General features: G+C 39.0%; 22 protein-coding genes. 16 read left to right on the forward strand and 6 right to left on the reverse strand.

Annotated elements, in window-relative coordinates; all coding sequences use genetic code 11:
* The first annotated feature begins 18 nt into the window (after positions 1 to 18).
* The 3 genes from tdh to glpG all read left to right on the forward strand — a co-directional run bounded on the left by tdh (position 19) and on the right by glpG (position 2,246).
* A complete protein-coding gene (gene tdh, locus FHG08_RS07520; protein WP_178955289.1) occupies positions 19 to 1,044 on the forward strand; it encodes an L-threonine 3-dehydrogenase in 1,026 nt (341 codons plus the stop codon).
* A gap of 66 nt (positions 1,045 to 1,110) precedes the next feature.
* Positions 1,111 to 1,428, forward strand: coding sequence for a thiosulfate sulfurtransferase GlpE (gene glpE / locus FHG08_RS07525; RefSeq protein WP_010390998.1), 318 nt, complete (start codon positions 1,111 to 1,113; stop codon positions 1,426 to 1,428).
* Entirely contained in the window at positions 1,425 to 2,246 is an 822-nt protein-coding gene (glpG, locus tag FHG08_RS07530; protein WP_010391000.1) for a rhomboid family intramembrane serine protease GlpG, read from the forward strand. Before glpE ends, glpG begins: the two co-directional genes overlap by 4 nt.
* On the opposite strand, the gene FHG08_RS07535 is transcribed toward glpG, so the two are convergent.
* A complete protein-coding gene (locus FHG08_RS07535) occupies positions 2,243 to 2,641 on the reverse strand; it encodes a flagellar basal body-associated protein FliL (RefSeq protein ID WP_008115596.1) in 399 nt (132 codons plus the stop codon). The genes glpG and FHG08_RS07535 overlap by 4 nt on opposite strands.
* Before the next feature lie 248 nt (positions 2,642 to 2,889).
* Here FHG08_RS07535 and FHG08_RS07540 point away from each other — a divergent pair, with 248 nt between their 5' ends.
* Entirely contained in the window at positions 2,890 to 3,435 is a 546-nt protein-coding gene (locus tag FHG08_RS07540) for a chorismate lyase (protein ID WP_178955291.1), read from the forward strand.
* Complete coding sequence (gene ubiA / locus FHG08_RS07545) at positions 3,432 to 4,310, forward strand: 4-hydroxybenzoate octaprenyltransferase (RefSeq protein ID WP_178955293.1); 879 nt, start codon at positions 3,432 to 3,434, stop codon at positions 4,308 to 4,310. The genes FHG08_RS07540 and ubiA overlap by 4 nt, the downstream gene beginning before the upstream one ends.
* Here ubiA and FHG08_RS07550 read toward each other — a convergent pair.
* The 3 genes from FHG08_RS07550 to FHG08_RS07560 form a co-directional block, all read right to left on the reverse strand.
* A complete protein-coding gene (locus FHG08_RS07550; protein ID WP_178955295.1) occupies positions 4,307 to 4,927 on the reverse strand; it encodes a 2OG-Fe(II) oxygenase in 621 nt (206 codons plus the stop codon). The genes ubiA and FHG08_RS07550 overlap by 4 nt on opposite strands.
* Positions 4,928 to 5,183: 256 nt before the next feature.
* Positions 5,184 to 6,062 (reverse strand): LysR family transcriptional regulator, encoded by an 879-nt coding sequence (locus FHG08_RS07555; protein WP_138605089.1) that lies wholly within the window; start codon positions 6,060 to 6,062, stop codon positions 5,184 to 5,186.
* Between the two features lie 243 nt (positions 6,063 to 6,305).
* Positions 6,306 to 6,755, reverse strand: coding sequence for a DUF2721 domain-containing protein (locus FHG08_RS07560; protein WP_138605088.1), 450 nt, complete (start codon positions 6,753 to 6,755; stop codon positions 6,306 to 6,308).
* 63 nt (positions 6,756 to 6,818) lie between these two features.
* Here FHG08_RS07560 and FHG08_RS07565 point away from each other — a divergent pair, with 63 nt between their 5' ends.
* The 3 genes from FHG08_RS07565 to tsaD are packed head-to-tail and all read left to right on the forward strand — an operon-like array spanning position 6,819 to position 8,825.
* On the forward strand, positions 6,819 to 7,193 hold the full coding sequence (locus FHG08_RS07565; RefSeq protein ID WP_372239236.1) for a DUF2007 domain-containing protein: 375 nt from the start codon (positions 6,819 to 6,821) through the stop codon (positions 7,191 to 7,193).
* Entirely contained in the window at positions 7,177 to 7,767 is a 591-nt protein-coding gene (locus FHG08_RS07570) for a YjaG family protein (protein ID WP_178955297.1), read from the forward strand. Before FHG08_RS07565 ends, FHG08_RS07570 begins: the two co-directional genes overlap by 17 nt.
* 44 nt (positions 7,768 to 7,811) lie before the next feature.
* Complete coding sequence (gene tsaD / locus FHG08_RS07575) at positions 7,812 to 8,825, forward strand: tRNA (adenosine(37)-N6)-threonylcarbamoyltransferase complex transferase subunit TsaD (protein ID WP_178955299.1); 1,014 nt, start codon at positions 7,812 to 7,814, stop codon at positions 8,823 to 8,825.
* 23 nt (positions 8,826 to 8,848) lie between these two features.
* On the opposite strand, the gene plsY is transcribed toward tsaD, so the two are convergent.
* Positions 8,849 to 9,454: a glycerol-3-phosphate 1-O-acyltransferase PlsY gene (gene plsY / locus FHG08_RS07580; RefSeq protein WP_010391012.1), complete on the reverse strand. Its 606-nt coding sequence runs from the start codon at positions 9,452 to 9,454 to the stop codon at positions 8,849 to 8,851.
* A gap of 207 nt (positions 9,455 to 9,661) precedes the next feature.
* On the opposite strand from plsY, the gene folB reads away from it, so the two are divergent.
* The 8 genes from folB to FHG08_RS07620 all read left to right on the forward strand — a co-directional run bounded on the left by folB (position 9,662) and on the right by FHG08_RS07620 (position 15,799).
* Positions 9,662 to 10,021, forward strand: coding sequence for a dihydroneopterin aldolase (folB, locus tag FHG08_RS07585; protein ID WP_178955301.1), 360 nt, complete (start codon positions 9,662 to 9,664; stop codon positions 10,019 to 10,021).
* Positions 10,022 to 10,510: a 2-amino-4-hydroxy-6-hydroxymethyldihydropteridine diphosphokinase gene (gene folK / locus FHG08_RS07590; protein ID WP_075170695.1), complete on the forward strand. Its 489-nt coding sequence runs from the start codon at positions 10,022 to 10,024 to the stop codon at positions 10,508 to 10,510.
* Positions 10,507 to 11,307 carry an undecaprenyl-diphosphate phosphatase gene (locus tag FHG08_RS07595; RefSeq protein ID WP_178955303.1) on the forward strand — a complete coding sequence of 267 codons (801 nt, stop codon included), beginning with the start codon at positions 10,507 to 10,509 and terminating at the stop codon, positions 11,305 to 11,307. The genes folK and FHG08_RS07595 overlap by 4 nt, the downstream gene beginning before the upstream one ends.
* Before the next feature lie 146 nt (positions 11,308 to 11,453).
* A complete protein-coding gene (mpl, locus tag FHG08_RS07600) occupies positions 11,454 to 12,809 on the forward strand; it encodes a UDP-N-acetylmuramate:L-alanyl-gamma-D-glutamyl-meso-diaminopimelate ligase (protein WP_178955305.1) in 1,356 nt (451 codons plus the stop codon).
* A 1-nt stretch (position 12,810) separates the two neighbouring features.
* Positions 12,811 to 13,434 (forward strand): flavin prenyltransferase UbiX, encoded by a 624-nt coding sequence (locus tag FHG08_RS07605; RefSeq protein ID WP_178955307.1) that lies wholly within the window; start codon positions 12,811 to 12,813, stop codon positions 13,432 to 13,434.
* Positions 13,431 to 14,360 (forward strand): ABC transporter ATP-binding protein, encoded by a 930-nt coding sequence (locus FHG08_RS07610; RefSeq protein ID WP_178955309.1) that lies wholly within the window; start codon positions 13,431 to 13,433, stop codon positions 14,358 to 14,360. The genes FHG08_RS07605 and FHG08_RS07610 overlap by 4 nt, the downstream gene beginning before the upstream one ends.
* Positions 14,361 to 15,128, forward strand: a complete 768-nt coding sequence (locus tag FHG08_RS07615) for an ABC transporter permease (protein WP_010391022.1) — start codon at positions 14,361 to 14,363, stop codon at positions 15,126 to 15,128.
* Positions 15,128 to 15,799 (forward strand): tRNA (guanosine(46)-N(7))-methyltransferase TrmB, encoded by a 672-nt coding sequence (locus FHG08_RS07620; protein ID WP_178955311.1) that lies wholly within the window; start codon positions 15,128 to 15,130, stop codon positions 15,797 to 15,799. Before FHG08_RS07615 ends, FHG08_RS07620 begins: the two co-directional genes overlap by 1 nt.
* On the opposite strand, the gene FHG08_RS07625 is transcribed toward FHG08_RS07620, so the two are convergent.
* Positions 15,796 to 17,664, reverse strand: coding sequence for a GGDEF domain-containing protein (locus FHG08_RS07625; RefSeq protein ID WP_178955313.1), 1,869 nt, complete (start codon positions 17,662 to 17,664; stop codon positions 15,796 to 15,798). The two genes, FHG08_RS07620 and FHG08_RS07625, sit on opposite strands and share 4 nt — an antisense overlap.
* Positions 17,665 to 17,907: the final 243 nt, after the last annotated feature.

Genomic DNA, 17,907 nt, shown 5'->3' on the forward strand with positions numbered 1-17,907 from the left:
TTTAATTGAGTGTGGATTATGAAAGCATTATCAAAGTTAAAAGCAGAACCGGGCATTTGGATGACAGATGCGCCAAAGCCTGAAGTAGGCCATAACGATCTGTTAATTAAGATACGTAAAACGGCTATTTGTGGCACCGATGTTCACATTTATAAGTGGGATGAGTGGGCACAAAACACCATTCCTACGCCTATGGTGGTTGGCCACGAATATGTGGGTGAAGTAATTGACATGGGCCAAGAAGTTCGCGGTTTCGAAGTTGGCGACCGTGTATCAGGTGAAGGTCATATAACCTGTGGTCATTGTCGTAACTGTCGTGCTGGACGCGTTCATTTATGCCGAAATACAACCGGTGTGGGCGTTAACCGCGAAGGTGCATTTGCTGAGTACCTAGTGATCCCAGCATTTAATGCGTTTAAAATCCCAGATAATATTAGCGATGAACTGGCCTCTATTTTTGACCCGTTTGGTAATGCAGTACATACCGCTTTATCGTTTGATTTAGTGGGTGAAGATGTATTAATCACTGGTGCAGGCCCTATTGGTATTATGGCTGCAGCTGTAGCTAAACATGTAGGTGCACGTTATGTGGTTATCACCGACGTAAATGAATACCGCCTAGACTTAGCGCGTAAAATGGGCGCAACGCGTGCTGTAAACGTTGCAAATGAAAAGCTTGAAGATGTAGCTAAAGATCTAGGTATGACCGAAGGCTTTGATATTGGCTTAGAGATGTCAGGTGTTCCGAGTGCATTTAATGCCATGCTAAATAACATGAATCATGGCGGCAAAATTGCCATGTTAGGTATTCCACCTTCAGATATGGCGGTCGATTGGAATCAAGTAATTTTTAAAGGCTTAGTGATCAAAGGTATTTACGGTCGTGAGATGTTTGAAACTTGGTACAAAATGGCTAGCTTGATTCAATCAGGGCTTGATTTAAAACCAATCATTACTCATCAGTATTCAATTGATGACTTCCAAGCTGGCTTTGATATGATGATTTCAGGCCAATCGGGTAAAGTAATTCTTAACTGGGATTAATTATCCCCTTGTTAAGAGAATTAAAGGCGGCATTTGTCGCCTTTTTTGTAATTATAAGAGAGCACTATGGCATTTAAACATATATCAATCGCACAAACCCTCGAACTACTAGACAAAGAAGATGTGGTGATTGCTGATATTCGCGATCCTAATTCGTATCAGACAGGGCACATTCCTGGCTCTGAAGCGCTTTCAAATGCAAATATCGCCCAATTTATGATGGAAAAAGAGTTTGACCAGCCGATTATTATTGTTTGTTATCACGGCATGAGCTCACAGGGTGCAGCAAGTTACTTAGTAGAGCAAGGCTTTGAAGATGTTTACAGCATGGATGGCGGTTTTACTGCGTGGGAAGCCGCTTACAAGGATAAAGTAGCACGATGATAGAGCTAGGCAGTCTAACTAACCCCCGTGCTGCACAGGGCTTTATAGATTACCTAAAAAGCCAAGGGCTTACAGGGCAAATTCGTACTGAGGATGGTCATACGCTTGTTATTAGTGTGGCACCTGAAGACTTCCATGCAGTGCAGCCTTTATGGAACGAATTTGCTAAAAACCCTAATCATGAGCGTTACCAACAAGCATCATGGCAAGTAGGTACTACGCAGTCACCGTTAAAGTATCAAGGGCAGTCACTTAATTTAGTCGCTCGTTTTAAAGCCTTAAGCTGGCTTAATCAAGGTGTTAGTATTCTCAGCATTGTTGTTTATATTGCCTTTTTATTTGGTGCGTTTGAGCCTATTTATATGGCGTTGCAGTTCAATCCTGCGTCACCACTTACCTGGTTAACACCTGCTGTTGTGCATTTTAGCGCTATGCATATTGTGTTTAACTTAATCTGGTGGGTATCACTGGGTGACAACATTGAAAAGCAATGTGGTAAGTCGAGTTTAATCGGGCTGTTTTTAGTTACTGCTTTAATAAGTAATTGGGCACAGTACTTAATGGTCGGTCCTAACTTTGGTGGGCTTAGCGGTGTTGTATATGGGTTGTTAGGCTTTTGTTGGATTTACAGCGCACTTAATCCTAAACAGCCTGCACTGGTTACAACCGCAATTGTTGGTTTTATGCTGGTATGGTTAGTACTTGGTTTTGCAGATGTATTATTTGTTGGAATGGCTAATTGGGCACACTTAGGTGGGCTTGTTAGCGGTATGGCTTTTGCCTATACCGCTCAGCTTTTTAAAACAAAAAGCGCCTAATGATATAAATATTTAGTAAATAACAGGTCTCGGATTATTTCTTGGCCTGTTTCTTCCTTAAGTAAGCTTTTTAGTTTTTCTGCGCTTTTAAGGCGAATTTGCTCACGCCCTGTTAAAGACTTTATTTTGTTTTCAGGCTCTTTTGATAATATCTCTACTAGCGCATCACGTAACAGCGGGGTGTGGTGTTCTACAATGGCAATATCGGATGTTTTGTTTAGCATTAAATCTACCGTGACGCGAACGTAACCCATTTTTTTACTTGATGGACCAATGTAATTTGTAATAATGTCTGGCTCAAACCCAAAATAACCCACAGTAGACTCAGCACGTGCTGATAAGCTAGTTAGGCTGACTAAAAGAATAAAAAGGCCTGTAAATACTGTTTTTTTCATTTCAAAAGCGTTTCCGTAAACTGGTTACAAATAGTTTATACTTATTAGTAAATAAGATACAGCAAGATGCTGTTATTTGTTGTGTTTGTAAAAGTACTCTGGATTCAAGTTTGGGATAGGCAATAGCGAGAGTCAAATGCTGATTAGCTTTTTATGACACAGGATGTGCTTGGTATTGAGTAAATCGCGCTTTTTCAAATTCGTTGGCAATGTTATGATCTCTCTGATTTTTTTCAAGTAGAGTTATTGTGATTACTTTTCCTCTTTCTTTATCTGCTGATTGGCAGAGTACCGCTCAAGTCACTGGCTTATCTAACGCTGAGAAAGAGTGGTTATTTGAACCGCATTCTTTAACGGCTAAATTAAAAAGTCAGTCTCAGCGTTTTGCTGTAAAAGTGTTGAGTGAGCAAAAAGTAGACCTTTCTCAATCACAGCAAACGCTATTAAGTAAGCAGGTAAGTACAGTACTTAACCGTGAAGTGTTACTGTTGTGTGATGAACAACCGATTGTTTATGCTCAAAGTTGGTTGCCAGTAACAAGTAATAATACAAACAATCAGCTGCACAATATGGGAGAACGCCCGTTAGGTGATGTTATCTTTCAAGATCCTGCGTTAAGGCGCACTGATATTGAAATTGCTCGCTTTGATGATAATCACTCATTGCAATCACTGGTGAGCGAACTTAATTTACCGAATCACTCTTTGCTGGGCAGGCGCAGCGTATTTTCTTTACATAACTATCAATTTTTGGTCTGTGAGGTTTTTTTACCAGGAGCTTACTTATACTCATGAAACTAGCCGCTTTGTCTGTTAATCATATTCCCCATTACATCCAGTTAATGCGAATTGATAAGCCCATAGGCACTTTATTGCTACTTTGGCCAACTTATTGGGCACTATGGATAGCGAATGATGGTCTGCCTAGCTTAACGAACTTCATTGTGTTTACCCTTGGGGTAATAGTTATGCGAAGCGCAGGATGCGTTATCAATGATTTTGCAGATAGAAAAATTGATGGCTCAGTAAAGCGTACTTGTCAGCGGCCGCTAGCGACCGGAGCGGTAAGTAGTGGCGAAGCAATTAGTTTGTTTTTATTACTCGTTGTCATCGCTTTTATATTAGTATTACTGCTTAATACCAATACTATTTTGTTATCGTTTGGTGCACTTGGATTAGCGTTTTGTTATCCCTTTATGAAACGTTACACGCAACTTCCTCAAGTTGTATTGGGCGCGGCTTTTGGTTGGGCAATCCCTATGGCTTTTATGGCATCAATAAACTCTCTACCCGTGCAGGCATGGTTGCTATTTATTGCCAATATTTGCTGGACGGTGGCTTACGACACTATGTACGCAATGGTTGATAGAGACGATGATTTAAAAATAGGAGTAAAATCAACCGCTATTTTATTCGCCAGTTATGACCGCCATATTATAGCGCTACTTAACTTTAGCTTTTTTGCGTTGATGGTTTTAATTGGGTTGATGAATCAAATAGGATTTAGTTTTTGGTTGGGATTAGCTATTGCAGCAATGTTACTTGTGTATCAACAGCGTTTGATTCATTTACGCCAGCGAGATAATTGTTTTAAAGCATTTTTAAATAACCATTACGTAGGACTGGCTATTTTTATTGGTTTATTATTTTCTTACCCCGTTTTTGCTTAACGGGGTGGGTCGATAATGCCACTAATTGACGCGTTTTTTCTGAACCAACCAGCAATCGAATAGCGGTTATCAACAGCAGGAAGTACTTCATGTACAAAGCGTTCGCTTTCAAATAATACCAAAGTGCCTGCTGTGGGTTTTATTACTATTTCTATGCCTTTACTTTTAGGCTTGTAAATAACTAGCTCTCCACCTTTCTCTGGAGAGTTCAAATATAATACGGTAGTAAAAACACGGTTTGAACGACCTTTAAATGCATCTACATGTTTTTTATAAAAATCACCTTGCGTATATTTTGCATAGTGACATTCATAATCAAACAAACCCATAAAGAAAGTTCGATTAAGCGTATTACGAACTGCTTCCATTACTTGCTGGTAGCCAAGTTGTGCATTTGAACTGCCATCAAACCAATAGGTTTTGTCTTTACGAACTGTATTATCAATTTGCAAGTTATTTAATCGACCAATACCAGCAAGGCTAAAGTGTGGATTTATTCTGTAGCAATCTGCCATTAAATCAAAGATTAGGTCACTATCAATGGCGTTTTCAATAATGGCATAACCATGCGTTTCAATCTGCTCTAGATAAATTCCAGAAGCTGTAAAGTTGTTCATTAACGCTAGTCATAATAGTAGGGAGCGTTAGTTTAATGTAAAAAAACTTTAAAGCTACAAATTTATAGCTGTTATCATACCAATTACATTAAATGAGTGCTCCATTATAGCGACAAGTAAATAAGTCAATAGCAAGGCAAAAATAATGACATATAGTTGTTCTATATGAATAATTTTTAACGCAGCTAGCGATTTATTTAATACGCTAAAATGATCATGTTTTTAATAAAGTTGGTATAAAGCGCATGGTGTAATGTTATGCTTTTGATACTTTATTTATTAGCGAGAGTAAGTGATCAACATGCTCACCCGCTTCTATTTGCTGGCTGGTTTGCACAATAAGTTGCTCATGGCTAATATCGTTATTAGTTTTAAGTTGAATCAAATTTTGGTTTTCTGCCACAGAGCTGGTGTGTTCAATACCGGCAATCGCAAAATGGTCTGATTTTTCAAGTCCAGCCATGACCTGCTCAATACTGCCCACTTTAATAGTTGATACTTTATTTAATGAGTCTACTACTTCATTAAGCATTGATTGCACTTGTTTTGACTGTGAAAAACAACTGAACATTGGATAACTTTCGAGTTCTTTTTTACTAATATCGCTTTTATTTGCTAAAGGATGTTGTTTTGAACAAAATAAAATAAGCTGATCAGGTAATTGTATGTCGCTACCAATGCTATTGACTATTTGCGAGCATACACTAATGTCAATTTCGCCTTGAAGTAACTTTCTATGAAGCTCAGTTTTGTTTTGTAGCTGCATTTCGATTTTAACATGCGGGTATTGGCTTAAAAATTCACCGCAGGTAATTGGTACTATGCTGCTAGTTGTTGTGGTGTAACCAATAACCAGTTTTTTCTCTTCAGTGCCATTAATTGACTGAAAAGCACGATGTTTTATTTGTTCTAGCTCATTGAGGGTATTTTTTGCAAAGTCGAGGAAAAGTTCGCCTGCTTGAGTTAATTTAACCGAGCGAGTAGAGCGAGTAACAAGCTCATAGCCAAGCTCTGTTTCAAGAGTTTGAATACTTCGAGTTAACGCCGATGTGCTAATTTGAGTTTGTTCTGCAGCTTGCCTAAAATGACGAAGTAGGCCAAGCGCTACAAATTGTTCTAATTGTTCAAATCTCACTATATAGTCCTTTTTTATAGGTAAGCTAGGGGAATTACAGATTAAATACTGACTTTATATCCCTATAGTTCAGTTGAAGTAATGTTTTTAACCACCTCATTAGATTAACTTTCTTTTTGCCTTATTTAAAGAGAATAGTTGCTAAAAATTGTTATACCTTTGGGTAATGTTAAGTAACTGTTGGGTTTTATCATTAGCCTAATTTGTGCAATTTTATAACCGTTTTCTTAGAATTTCGGTTTGTTAATTACTGTTTTTGCTTTTAGGGTTGGGCTCAATAAAATTTTTACTTACTCGGTTACTTAAAGGCTTACTTTCAATGTTTTGCAATTCAATTTCTATGGCATCACAAGAGATGTGAATTTCAAATAAGGAGGTGAGTAAAGACAAGCTTAAGCAACTTAAACTGACACCAAATAAAATAATGCCCGTGGTATTAAACTCTATAAATAATGCGAACATAGATAGCGTACATAATAAAAAAGCAGCCACTCCGTATACTTGCATGGTTCTTATTAATTTTATTCGCTTTCTAAGGTTGGTTATTTGCGCCACCACAACAGGACGAATAGATTCCCCTTCACGTGCATTCAGTTCTCGTATTAGTTGCGCTAGCACTAAAAATCGGTTTGTATAGGCGAGTAACAACAACGAGATTGCTGGAAAAAGTAAACCTGGAGTAGTTAGCGTCATAATGTGTCCTTAAATCATATTATTTGCTTTAGGTTACGCAGGCAAATTGTACACATAAAGTAAATGAGGTGGATATTGCAAAATATTAATAATAGCGATTCAAATATAACATCATTTGATTGGGTTACGCTTTATAACGCAGAAAATAGTTTAGAGGCCAATATTATAAAAGGATTGATTCTGAATGCGGGAATTGAGTGTCAAATTAAAGGTGAAATGCTGCAAGGTGCAATGGGCGAGATCCCGTTTGAGCAAACACAAGTAAGTGTGCAGGTTTATGCGATAAAAGAGCGCCATGCACGCGAAATATTGGTAAACTATCAGCAAGTAAAACAATCCGCTCCAGATTGGGTGTGCCCTAACTGTAATGAGCATAATGGATCAACATTTGATTTTTGTTGGTCATGTGGGACTTTAAAGAATGACAAAAGCGAATAATTTTCAGCGTATTAGAGAGTTAAATTACCTGCAAAAAGCGGTATTGGCCAGTGCGTTAATAGAGCGTATGTTGCCTAATTATGGACTGTTTAGTGAGGCTACCGGTTTTGGCGATGAGGTTATTTTACGTAATGCTTTAAATGTATGTTGGGAAAAGATACTGCTTCCTAAAAGTAAAATTGACTTAGAAAAGCAAGTCGAAAAAATTGAGCCTAATGTACCTGAACTTGCTGATTTTGATATGTTTGGCACTTACCCTGCGATTGACGCTGCAACTTCATTATTGAGCTTAATGCATGGCCTTTTAGCACAAGACGAGCAAGAATTTGTTAATGTGAGTAAAATATCGCAGGCAACTGTGGCTCGCTTTATTGAGTATCAAATGACGGTTGAAGGGGATGTTGCTGATAACAAAGCAGTGCGTGAACACCCACTAATGCAATACGAAATAGAAGTATTAAGTGAACTAATTGATTTTGTAGAAGCTATGGGGCGTATTACTGCTGAAAATGTAAAAGCATTGAAAAAGCATGTCCTTGCTGATGGCCAAACTAACATCGGTTTAGCACTTTAAGTTATTTGTTTTAAACACCTTGTTAGGTGGCAGGAGAATTAACAATGCGAATTTTAGGCATTGAATCATCATGCGATGAAACTGGTATTGCTATTTATGATGATGAAAAAGGGCTACTGGCTCATCAATTATATAGCCAAGTAAAAGTACATGCTGATTACGGTGGTGTGGTACCTGAACTTGCATCTCGCGATCATGTACGTAAAACATTGCCGCTTATCGAGGCGGCATTTGCGCAAGCTGGCTGTGGACCTGAAGATTTAGACGGCATTGCCTACACGGCAGGACCTGGTTTAGTGGGGGCATTGTTAGTAGGTACCTCAATTGGTCGCTCTTTAGCGTATGGTTGGGACATTCCAGCTGTAGCAGTGCACCATATGGAAGGGCATTTATTAGCGCCAATGCTTGAGGAAAACGTTCCCGAATTTCCATTTATTGCTTTACTCGTATCTGGCGGTCATACCATGATGGTAAAGGTCGCGGGTATTGGCCAATATGAAGTATTGGGTGAGTCGGTAGATGACGCTGCAGGTGAAGCATTTGATAAAACAGCTAAATTACTAGGACTTGATTACCCTGGCGGTCCTCGTTTAGCTAAAATGGCTGAGCAAGGCGTTGCCAAACGATTTGTTTTTCCACGCCCGATGACAGATAAGCCTGGTCTTGATTTTAGCTTTAGTGGCCTAAAAACCGCCGCTTCGATTGCTATTCGTGAAAATGATAGTGACGAGCAAACTAAAGCAGATATTGCCCATGCATTTCAAACAGCTGTTATAGATACTCTAGTGATTAAGTGTAAGCGAGCACTAAAGCAAACAGGTATTAAACGTTTAGTCATAGCCGGTGGTGTAAGTGCTAATACGCAACTACGTTTGCAACTAGAGCGTGTGATGCAAGGTATGAAGGGCGAAGTGTATTACCCACGCACTGAGTTTTGTACCGACAATGGCGCAATGATTGCTTATGCTGGTATGCAGCGTTTAAAAGCGGGGCAGTTTGCTACGCTTGATATGAAAACTAAACCGCGCTGGCCAATCGATAGCCTAGAAGCAATATAGTTAACCAGAACCTAGGTTAGTTATTACTTCTTATCATTTGTAGGGGCTTGTTTAGTCCCTACTTTTGGTTCTTCACCTTTAAATAAACGCACAATATTAGTGCGATGCCTAATAATGATCAGTAGCGTAATAAAGGTCACTGGTAAGGTATATAACGGCTTTATCCACCATGTATATAAAGGTGCTAGCGTCACAGCTACTAACGCTGCAAGGGATGAGTAGCGGGTAATCGCGACAATAATCAGCCAAGTACCAATCAATAACCCACCTAAAGAGAGCCCTATCGGCAGTAACGAGCCAAATGCTGTTGCGACCGCTTTCCCTCCTTTAAAACTAAAAAATAATGGGTACATGTGCCCTAAGCATGCTGCAACCGCAATTAAACCGAGCTCTAGCGGCTCAAGTTTTAAAAAGTAAGCGCCCCAAACAGGGATAGTGCCCTTTAAAATATCAAATATTAACACTAAGCATGCGGGGAGAGCGCCGCCTAAACGGTAAACATTGGTTGCTCCTGGGTTATTGGAGCCATTTGTGCGTGGATCGGGAAGTTTGAATAGCCGCGACACTAAAATGGCCGATGAAATCGAGCCGAGCAAATAGGCTAATACAAACATTAAAATGACTAACACGCGCTTCCTTATTTTTTAATCATTACTTTTAAGCTATTATTGGCGTCAAAATTTACGGGTTTCTTAAATTACTCGCAATTTTGTAATTATTCTATTGTAGAAGTAATTTTAGTATATTTAAACACTGATTAAAGTATATACAGTATTAATTTGATTGATACAATATGTAATTAACTCAGTGACTTGTTACAGTCATTTGGAGTATCAATGGACAAGGTATTTATATCACAATTGCATGTCGAAACGATTATCGGGGTGTATGATTTTGAAAAGAAAAGTAAACAAAGCCTATACTTTGATATTGAAATGCTAAGCGACATTAAGCCCGCAGCACAAAACGACGATATTAACTTAGCATTAGATTACGCTAAGGTGAGTGAGCGAGTTATCGAGCACAGCACGGCTAAACCAGTCGAACTTTTAGAAACGCTAGTGGAACAATTAGCGCAAATTATCTTAACCGAATTTAATACTCCTCAAGTAACGATAAGAGTTAGCAAGCCCGCTGCAGTTTCACAAGCGCAAACTGTGGGTGTAGAGATTACGCGCATCAAGGCTACGGCTTAAATGGCGCAGATATTTATTAGCCTTGGTTCAAACATTAACAAGGCAGAGCATATTCGGCGTGCTCTAGTGGCGTTAAATCAGCACTTTGAAAACACACATCACTCATCAGTATTTGAAAGTGAAGCTGTGGGTTTTGCCGGTAATAACTTTTATAACTCAGTACTTGCAGCCACCACTAACATGGCGCTTGTTGATGTTTGCGCGTTATTAAAACAAATTGAACGCGACAATGGTCGCCAAGCAAATGATAAAAAGTTTAGCCCACGTACACTGGATCTCGATTTACTCTTTTATGATGATGTAATTTGCGAGAGCCCAGCACAATTACCGCGTGACGAAATTACTAAAAATGCCTTTGTCTTGCAGCCTTTAGCTGAGGTGGCCCCTGATTTTTATCATCCGGTAGCAAAACAAACGATTGCCCAAATATGGAATGCATATAACAACCCTCAACAAAAGCTATGGAAGGTGGAGTTTTCTAACCCATGAGTATTATAGAAATAATTGTTTTAGCCCTAATTCAGGGATTTACTGAGTTTTTACCTATATCGAGTTCGGCACACTTAATTTTACCATCACAAATTTTAGGCTGGGAGGATCAAGGGTTAGCGTTCGATGTTGCTGTTCACGTAGGCACTTTAATTGCGGTTGTTATTTATTTCCGTAAAGAAGTAGCCGATATACTCGGTGCTTGGTTTAAATCGTTTGGCGTGCAGGGCACAACAGATGATAGCAAACTAGGTTGGTGGATCATTTTAGGTACCGTGCCAGCAGCTATTTTAGGCTTGTTATTAAAAGATTTTGTTGAACTGTACTTACGCAGTGCATGGGTGATTGCGACCACAACAATCGTATTTGGTCTATTGCTTTGGTACGCCGATGCCAAAGGTAAGCAAATAAAAACAATCTATCAGCTAAACTGGAAAACGGCCCTCATTATTGGCTTTGCACAAGCCGTTGCAATGATCCCTGGCACTTCACGTTCAGGTATTACCATGACAGCGGGTTTAATGTTAGGTATGAACAAACAAAGTGCAGCGCGCTTTTCGTTTTTATTAGCTATTCCAATCATTTCAATGATGGGTATTTATTATACTGCAGAGCTTGCCCTTGGCGATCATATCGTAGATTGGACGGCATTATTGTTAGGTGTAGTGCTGTCGTTTTTATCAGCTTATGCTTGTATTTTTATGTTTTTAAAAGTGATTGAGCGAATGGGAATGCTACCATTTGTTATTTATCGTTTATTATTAGGTGTCGGTTTAATATTCTTTTTAATGCTATAAGTTATTAATCTTCAGGAAAGCCTCCCACTTTGGGAGGCTTTTTTACTTGCGCCAAGGGTTAATGGTAACTTAAGCTAAATTTTGGCATTATAGCGCCATTAAATTTTGCCCTAGAGCAAACTCCGCGCAGGATGAAAGGATAGTAAATGCATATACATATTTTGGGTATTTGTGGCACATTTATGGGTGGTATTGCCGCTATAGCTAAATCATTGGGTCACCACGTTACTGGGTCAGATCAAAACGTTTACCCACCAATGAGTACTCAGTTACAAGAACTGGGTATTGAACTAACACAGGGCTATGACGTATCTCAACTAGAGCCAGCTCCAGATATCGTTGTTATTGGTAATGCTATGAGCCGTGGTAACCCGTGTGTTGAATATGTACTCGATAAGAGCCTGCCTTATACTTCAGGACCTGAGTGGCTAAAACATAACTTACTACAAGATTCGTGGGTGCTGGCTGTGGCAGGAACTCATGGTAAAACAACCACCGCCAGTATGTTGGCGTGGATACTTGAATATGCGGGTTTAAAGCCTGGCTTTTTAATTGGCGGAATTGTACAAAATTTTGGTCTTTCTGCGCGAGTTGGGCAAACGCCATTTTTTGTTATAGAAGCCGATGAGTACGACACGGCCTTTTTTGATAAACGCAGCAAATTTGTTCATTATTTACCTCGAACACTTATTTTAAATAATCTTGAATTTGATCATGCTGATATTTTTGAAGATTTAAACGCAATTAAAAAACAATTTCACCATTTGATTCGTACACTACCGCAAAGCGGCAAAGTGCTGTGGCCAAAAAATGATGAAGCACTGAGCGATGTGATTACAAAAGGCTTGTGGAGCGAGAGCGAAACTCTAGGCGATGACTGGAATTATGAATTACTCAAAGCCGATGGTTCTCAATTTAATGTTTTACTAAATAAGCAGTTACAAGGCGTTGTTAGCTGGCAAGCGATTGGTGAGCATAACGTTAAAAATGCCATGATGGCTATTGCAGCAGCACGCCATGTGGGAATTGCAATAGAACACAGTATTGAAGCTTTGGGTGAATTTATAAGCCCAAAAAGGCGAATGGAGCTTAAAGCAGATATTAATCATATTAAAGTGTATGACGATTTTGCCCATCACCCAACCGCGATTCAAACAACACTTGCGGGGCTGCGTGCTAAAGTGGGGGATGAAAAAATTATTGCGATTTTAGAGCCGCGCTCTAACACCATGAAAATGGGAGTGCATCAATTTACACTTCTCGATTCACTTCGCGATGCAGACGACGTGCTGTTATTTGAGCCAGAAAATTTAAACTGGTCACTTAAAGAGCAAGCTGACAAAGCGGGTATGCAATGCTTTGATTCTACAACCGCTATTATTGATACAGTACTTGAGAATATTGAGCCAAATCAACATGTTTTAATTATGAGTAATGGTGGTTTTAATGGTCTTCATCTGCAACTTGTTGATGGTTTGGCCGATAAATACAGCGGAGAATAATGTGCAATTTAAAGATACAATTACCTTAGCATTTAGTGGCGCATCAGGCGCACCATATGGATTAAGGCTGTTGGAAGTGTTACTTGAACAACAATTTCAAGTGTATGTGCTTATTTCAAGTGCCGCGCGTGTAGTTTTTGATACCGAGTCTAATATAAAGTTATCAGGGAATGAAGATAAAGCTACCGAGCAGTTAAGTGCATTATTTAACGCCAAGAGCGAACAATTAAAGGTATTTGGCAAAGATAACTGGTTCAGCCCTGTAGCTTCGGGCTCTGCAGCGCCGAAAAAAATGGTAGTATGTCCATGTAGCGCAGGATCTGTGTCTGCGATTGCAGTCGGCGCATCAGATAATTTATTAGAGCGCGCCGCCGATGTGGTGATAAAAGAGCGAGGTCAACTTATTTTAGTGCCACGCGAAACCCCGTTTAGCGAAATTCACTTAGAAAATATGCTTAAATTGTCGCGTTTAGGGGTCACTATCATGCCCGCTGCACCTGGTTTTTATCATCAACCACAAAGCATAGAAGACTTAGTTGATTTTATGGTGGCGCGAATTTTAGATCATTTAAATATTGAACATAATCTCACAAAGCGCTGGGGTTATGGTGAGGGTAAGAAATGAATAAGCAAAATATTGCTTTAAATATTGAAGGCCTTACCAAGGTTTACAAAAATGGGGTTGAGGCAGTAAAAGGCGTTGATTTACAAGTGCATGAAGGTGACTTTTTTGCACTGTTAGGTCCAAATGGAGCGGGTAAATCAACCACTATTGGGGTGATATCTTCTTTGGTAAATAAGACCAAAGGTAAAGTTGAAGTATTTGGTCATGATATTGATACCGACCTTGAAGCGGCGAAAGCCAACTTGGGCTTAGTGCCACAAGAGTTTAACTTCAGTCAGTTTGAAACCCTAAGCCAAATACTCGTTAATCAAGCAGGTTACTACGGTGTACCGCGCGGCGAAGCGCACAAACGTGCTGACAAGTACTTAGCACAACTTGGGCTACTTGAGAAAAAAGATAAGCAAGCGCGTACCCTTTCTGGTGGTATGAAGCGTCGCTTGATGATTGCACGCGCCTTAATGCATGAACCAAAGTTACTTATTTTAGACGAACCAACTGCGGGCGTTGATATAGAGCTGCGCCGCTCAATGTGGGAGTTTTTAAGACAAATCAACGAACAAGGCGTGACCATTATTTTAACCACTCACTACCTTGAAGAAGCCGAACTACTGTGTAAAAACATCGCTATAATTGATACCGGCCGTATAGTTGAAAACACCACCATAAAAGCCTTGTTGGCTAAATTAGACAAAGAAACCTTTGTATTGGATTTAAAACAGCCTACCAATCCGGTGACGCTTGAAGGGTATAATTTTACCATGACTGATGATCACACCATTGAAGTTGAGGTGGCTAAATCACAAGGGCTTAATGCTGTATTTAGCGCGTTAACCGAACAAGGTAATACTGTGCTAAGCATGCGTAATAAAGCAAATCGATTAGAAGAATTATTTGTAGGTTTATTAGAGCAAGGGCGGGGCGAATAAATGTTTAAATATGGCGTAGCCTTAAAAAGTATTTGGATTAAAGAGTGTATTCGCTTTTTGCGTATTTGGGTGCAAACCTTAGTGCCGCCAGCGATTACTATGAGCTTATATTTTGTTATTTTTGGGAACTTAATAGGCTCGCGTATTGGCGATATGGGCGGCTTTAGTTACATGGAGTTTATTGTTCCTGGCCTTATTATGATGTCAGTTATAACAAACTCTTACTCGAATGTGGCTTCGAGCTTTTACTCAACTAAGTTTCAAAAAAGTATTGAAGAGTTATTGGTTGCACCTGTGCCTAATTACATCATTGTGTTGGGTTATATGGGCGGAGGCATGACCCGAGGCATTATGGTGGGCTTTATTGTAACGTGCGTTTCTTTATTTTTTGTAGATATACAAATACATAATATTTTTGTGATTATAGCCACTGTTATTCTTACCTCGGCGGTGTTTGCCTTGGGCGGGTTAATCAACGCTATTTATGCAAACAGCTTTGATGACATAAGTATTATTCCGACCTTTATTTTAACGCCTCTAACTTATTTAGGCGGAGTGTTTTACTCAATCACTTTACTGCCTGATTTTTGGCAAATGGTATCGCAAATAAACCCGATCATTTATATGGTTAACGCATTCAGATACGGATTTTTAGGTGTTTCTGATGTTGATTTAACGGTTGCGATTGCGGTGTTGTTGGTGTTTATCAGCGTATTATTTACTTTAGCACTTACGCTAATTAAAAAAGGTGTGGGGCTAAGACACTAATGAGCGATGCAAATTCACGTAGTATTGTATCTAATCAAGCGGGACTTCATGAAAAGCTTGATGAAATAGTTAATAAACACTTACAAGCCGAGTTTAAAAAGCCAATTGCAGCGCATACTCAAACCGCATTTGATGAAGTTAATGCTAAGGTGCAAGCCTTTGATGGACCGCTTATTCTAGACTCCTGTTGTGGCGTTGGCGAAAGCACTGCTAATTTAGCGAAACGTCATCCTGATGCGTTAGTTGTGGGTATTGATAAGTCATCTCACCGACTTGATAAGCATGATGTTGAGTATAAACAAACTGAGAGTGGTCAATACATTTTGGTGCAAGCTGACTTAAATGATTTTTGGCGTTTAGCTGTCGCTGCTAATTGGCAGCCTACTCATCATTATTTGCTATACCCAAACCCGTGGCCTAAGTCTAAGCACATTCAACGGCGCTGGCATGGGGCGGCTATCTTCCCCTTTATTGTAAAACTAGGTGGTTTGCTTGAAGTGCGCAGTAACTGGGATATCTATGTTAAAGAGTTTGCCAGAGCGCTCGAATTAACAGGGCATCCATGTGAAACTGTATTGTTTGAATCAGACGAAGCAATTACCCCTTTTGAGCGTAAGTACTGGGCCAGTGGTCAGCAAAGCCACCGACTAGCCATTAATCTTAATAACTAATTCATTGCTTTTTTAAAGTCAGTAACATGTGGCGTTGATTTGCCAAGGTAGCTACCTTGCATCAGCGTCACATTTAGCTGGCTGAGCAACTCTGCAACTGTATTACTTTCTACCGCTTCAATAACCAATTCAAGTTCAAGCTGCTGAGCTATATCAGCGATATAGGTTATAAATAGCGACGTATTTGCATCATTTAACAGCTGCTTTGTGATTGCACCATCGAGTTTAATACCATCAACCTCCACTTTTAACGTATTGAGGGTATTAATAAATTCATTACCCCAGCAGTGCATCACCACCTTTGCTCCCTTACTTTTTACCATTGCGATAAATGACTTTATTTCGTAGTAATGTGAAATAACCTGCGACTCTAAAATTGAAATAGTGATATTTTCAGGATTAGGATAGCGATGAAGTTCATAGGCAATATGATCATAAATAGTGGGATCAGCAATGTTTTCAGCGCACACTGTTAGCTCCCAACAAATTGCCGATTTACGAAAACGTGAAACACATTGAGTAAATAGGGTATGGGTTAACATGCCATTCATACGCAGTCTATCTAGTGCATTTGCAAAGGTATCAGGGGTTAAAATCTCCCCTTGTGAAGTGACTATTCTCGGTGAGCAATCATACCTAATAACTTCATCGGTATGAGTATTTATAACCGGCTGGAAGTAAGGAACAACACGATGAGCATCAAATGCTTCACGAATTTCTTTTGCTATTTCAACATTATATAAATATAGAGATTTAGCGTCGTTAATTGCCTCACAGTAGTTAACTATGCTCTGATCGCTCTGCTTAGATTGCAGTAACGCAATATGAGCATTCTTAAGCAGTAATGACTTATTGCCTCTAGCTACACCAGCGTTAAGGGTAATATAAATAAAAGGCTGATTTAAAAACGGTATATTTTTATCATGTGACTGGATGATGCTATATAGCTCATCAAAGGGAGTTTCTTTATCAGTCAAAATAGCGAGTTTATTAGTTGCAATACGATAAATACGTGCGTGCAAACGGGCTTGCTGCTTAAAGTGAGTGAGCAGCTTTTTCATCACTTCATCGGCTGTTTTTGTGCCAAAAAAACGGCTGATATTATCAATTTCGTTCACTAAAATAATCGCAATTTGTAAATGATGTTCATTGCTTTTTTTTAGCCGTTTTTCTAAGGCAATATGATTTTCAAATCCGCTTGCATGGTCGCTCATTAATGAACGACGTACTCCATAGTAATAAAGAATATAAACTATTAATAAAATAATAATTACGCAGCAAAAATGAAACATAGATTGATATAAGTCTGTTTTTAACGCATTGCTAATTTTATCAACGCTAATATCTGCAGCTGTAATATAGGTTCTGCCATTTTTTGCCAGATGAGGAATATATACTGTTTTAGAATGGCCGCGATGCGCTGTTGAGGTTTCAAAAATAGGGGCCGTTGATAAAAATGCAGCCATAGTTATTGGCGTGGCTTCGGGATAAAGATCTAAAAACTGAGTAACTTTACCGTTATTTTGATCATCTTGAGTGTAGCTAGAGGCAGTAAAATAAACATTCTCATCAATCAGTACCATTGAATATAAATAATCTATATTTAAATCATTGGCCAATGCCGAAAGCTGGTCGGCTTTATTTTGATAGCTTGAAAAGCTAATTTCTTGCGCTACTTTATCGTGATAATCACTACCTAAAATGTACTTTACGCTGGTGGCTGCATTTAATAAACGATTATCAATGCTGCGTATCACATCATTATTGATGGCAGTGTAGGTGTAGTAACTGTAGATTATTAAGCTGACTAAAAAAAAGACGGTACCGAGCGCCAACCGAGTTAATTTTAGATTTCCTTTTAGCATGTAACATCCTTATTTTTTGTTAGATTTATTATACTTAAAAATTATAAATGCCCAATATTTTAATTACCCTTTGTACTAAATATAAAAAATAGTGAAATGTTATCTATTTTGTATTGTCTTTTATGGCTTAAAACGAGACATTTTTGTCATATTGCAGTAAAGTTAGCGCAATTTTTTAGAAATGCCGTTGCTTAAAAACACCTTAAATTAGCGTGTTTTACAAACTAACAGGTGTTTTAGTCA

The sequence above is a fragment of the Pseudoalteromonas sp. Scap03 genome, assembly GCF_013393115.1.
GTDB lineage: Bacteria > Pseudomonadota > Gammaproteobacteria > Enterobacterales > Alteromonadaceae > Pseudoalteromonas.

Bases quoted from the DNA above. Each gene is read 5' to 3' on its own strand.
- folK (WP_075170695.1), top strand. From the start codon at position 10,022: ATGGCGCAGATATTTATTAGCCTTGGTTCAAACATTAACAAGGCAGAG.
- ubiA (WP_178955293.1), top strand. From the start codon at position 3,432: ATGAAACTAGCCGCTTTGTCTGTTAATCATATTCCCCATTACATCCAG.
- FHG08_RS07560 (WP_138605088.1), bottom strand. From the start codon at position 6,755: ATGACGCTAACTACTCCAGGTTTACTTTTTCCAGCAATCTCGTTGTTG.
- FHG08_RS07535 (WP_008115596.1), bottom strand. From the start codon at position 2,641: ATGAAAAAAACAGTATTTACAGGCCTTTTTATTCTTTTAGTCAGCCTA.
- glpG (WP_010391000.1), top strand. From the start codon at position 1,425: ATGATAGAGCTAGGCAGTCTAACTAACCCCCGTGCTGCACAGGGCTTT.
- mpl (WP_178955305.1), top strand. From the start codon at position 11,454: ATGCATATACATATTTTGGGTATTTGTGGCACATTTATGGGTGGTATT.
- FHG08_RS07615 (WP_010391022.1), top strand. From the start codon at position 14,361: ATGTTTAAATATGGCGTAGCCTTAAAAAGTATTTGGATTAAAGAGTGT.
- FHG08_RS07620 (WP_178955311.1), top strand. From the start codon at position 15,128: ATGAGCGATGCAAATTCACGTAGTATTGTATCTAATCAAGCGGGACTT.
- glpE (WP_010390998.1), top strand. From the start codon at position 1,111: ATGGCATTTAAACATATATCAATCGCACAAACCCTCGAACTACTAGAC.
- FHG08_RS07595 (WP_178955303.1), top strand. From the start codon at position 10,507: ATGAGTATTATAGAAATAATTGTTTTAGCCCTAATTCAGGGATTTACT.
- FHG08_RS07565 (WP_372239236.1), top strand. From the start codon at position 6,819: ATGAGGTGGATATTGCAAAATATTAATAATAGCGATTCAAATATAACA.
- FHG08_RS07625 (WP_178955313.1), bottom strand. From the start codon at position 17,664: ATGCTAAAAGGAAATCTAAAATTAACTCGGTTGGCGCTCGGTACCGTC.
- tdh (WP_178955289.1), top strand. From the start codon at position 19: ATGAAAGCATTATCAAAGTTAAAAGCAGAACCGGGCATTTGGATGACA.
- FHG08_RS07610 (WP_178955309.1), top strand. From the start codon at position 13,431: ATGAATAAGCAAAATATTGCTTTAAATATTGAAGGCCTTACCAAGGTT.
- tsaD (WP_178955299.1), top strand. From the start codon at position 7,812: ATGCGAATTTTAGGCATTGAATCATCATGCGATGAAACTGGTATTGCT.
- folB (WP_178955301.1), top strand. From the start codon at position 9,662: ATGGACAAGGTATTTATATCACAATTGCATGTCGAAACGATTATCGGG.
- FHG08_RS07570 (WP_178955297.1), top strand. From the start codon at position 7,177: ATGACAAAAGCGAATAATTTTCAGCGTATTAGAGAGTTAAATTACCTG.
- FHG08_RS07550 (WP_178955295.1), bottom strand. From the start codon at position 4,927: ATGAACAACTTTACAGCTTCTGGAATTTATCTAGAGCAGATTGAAACG.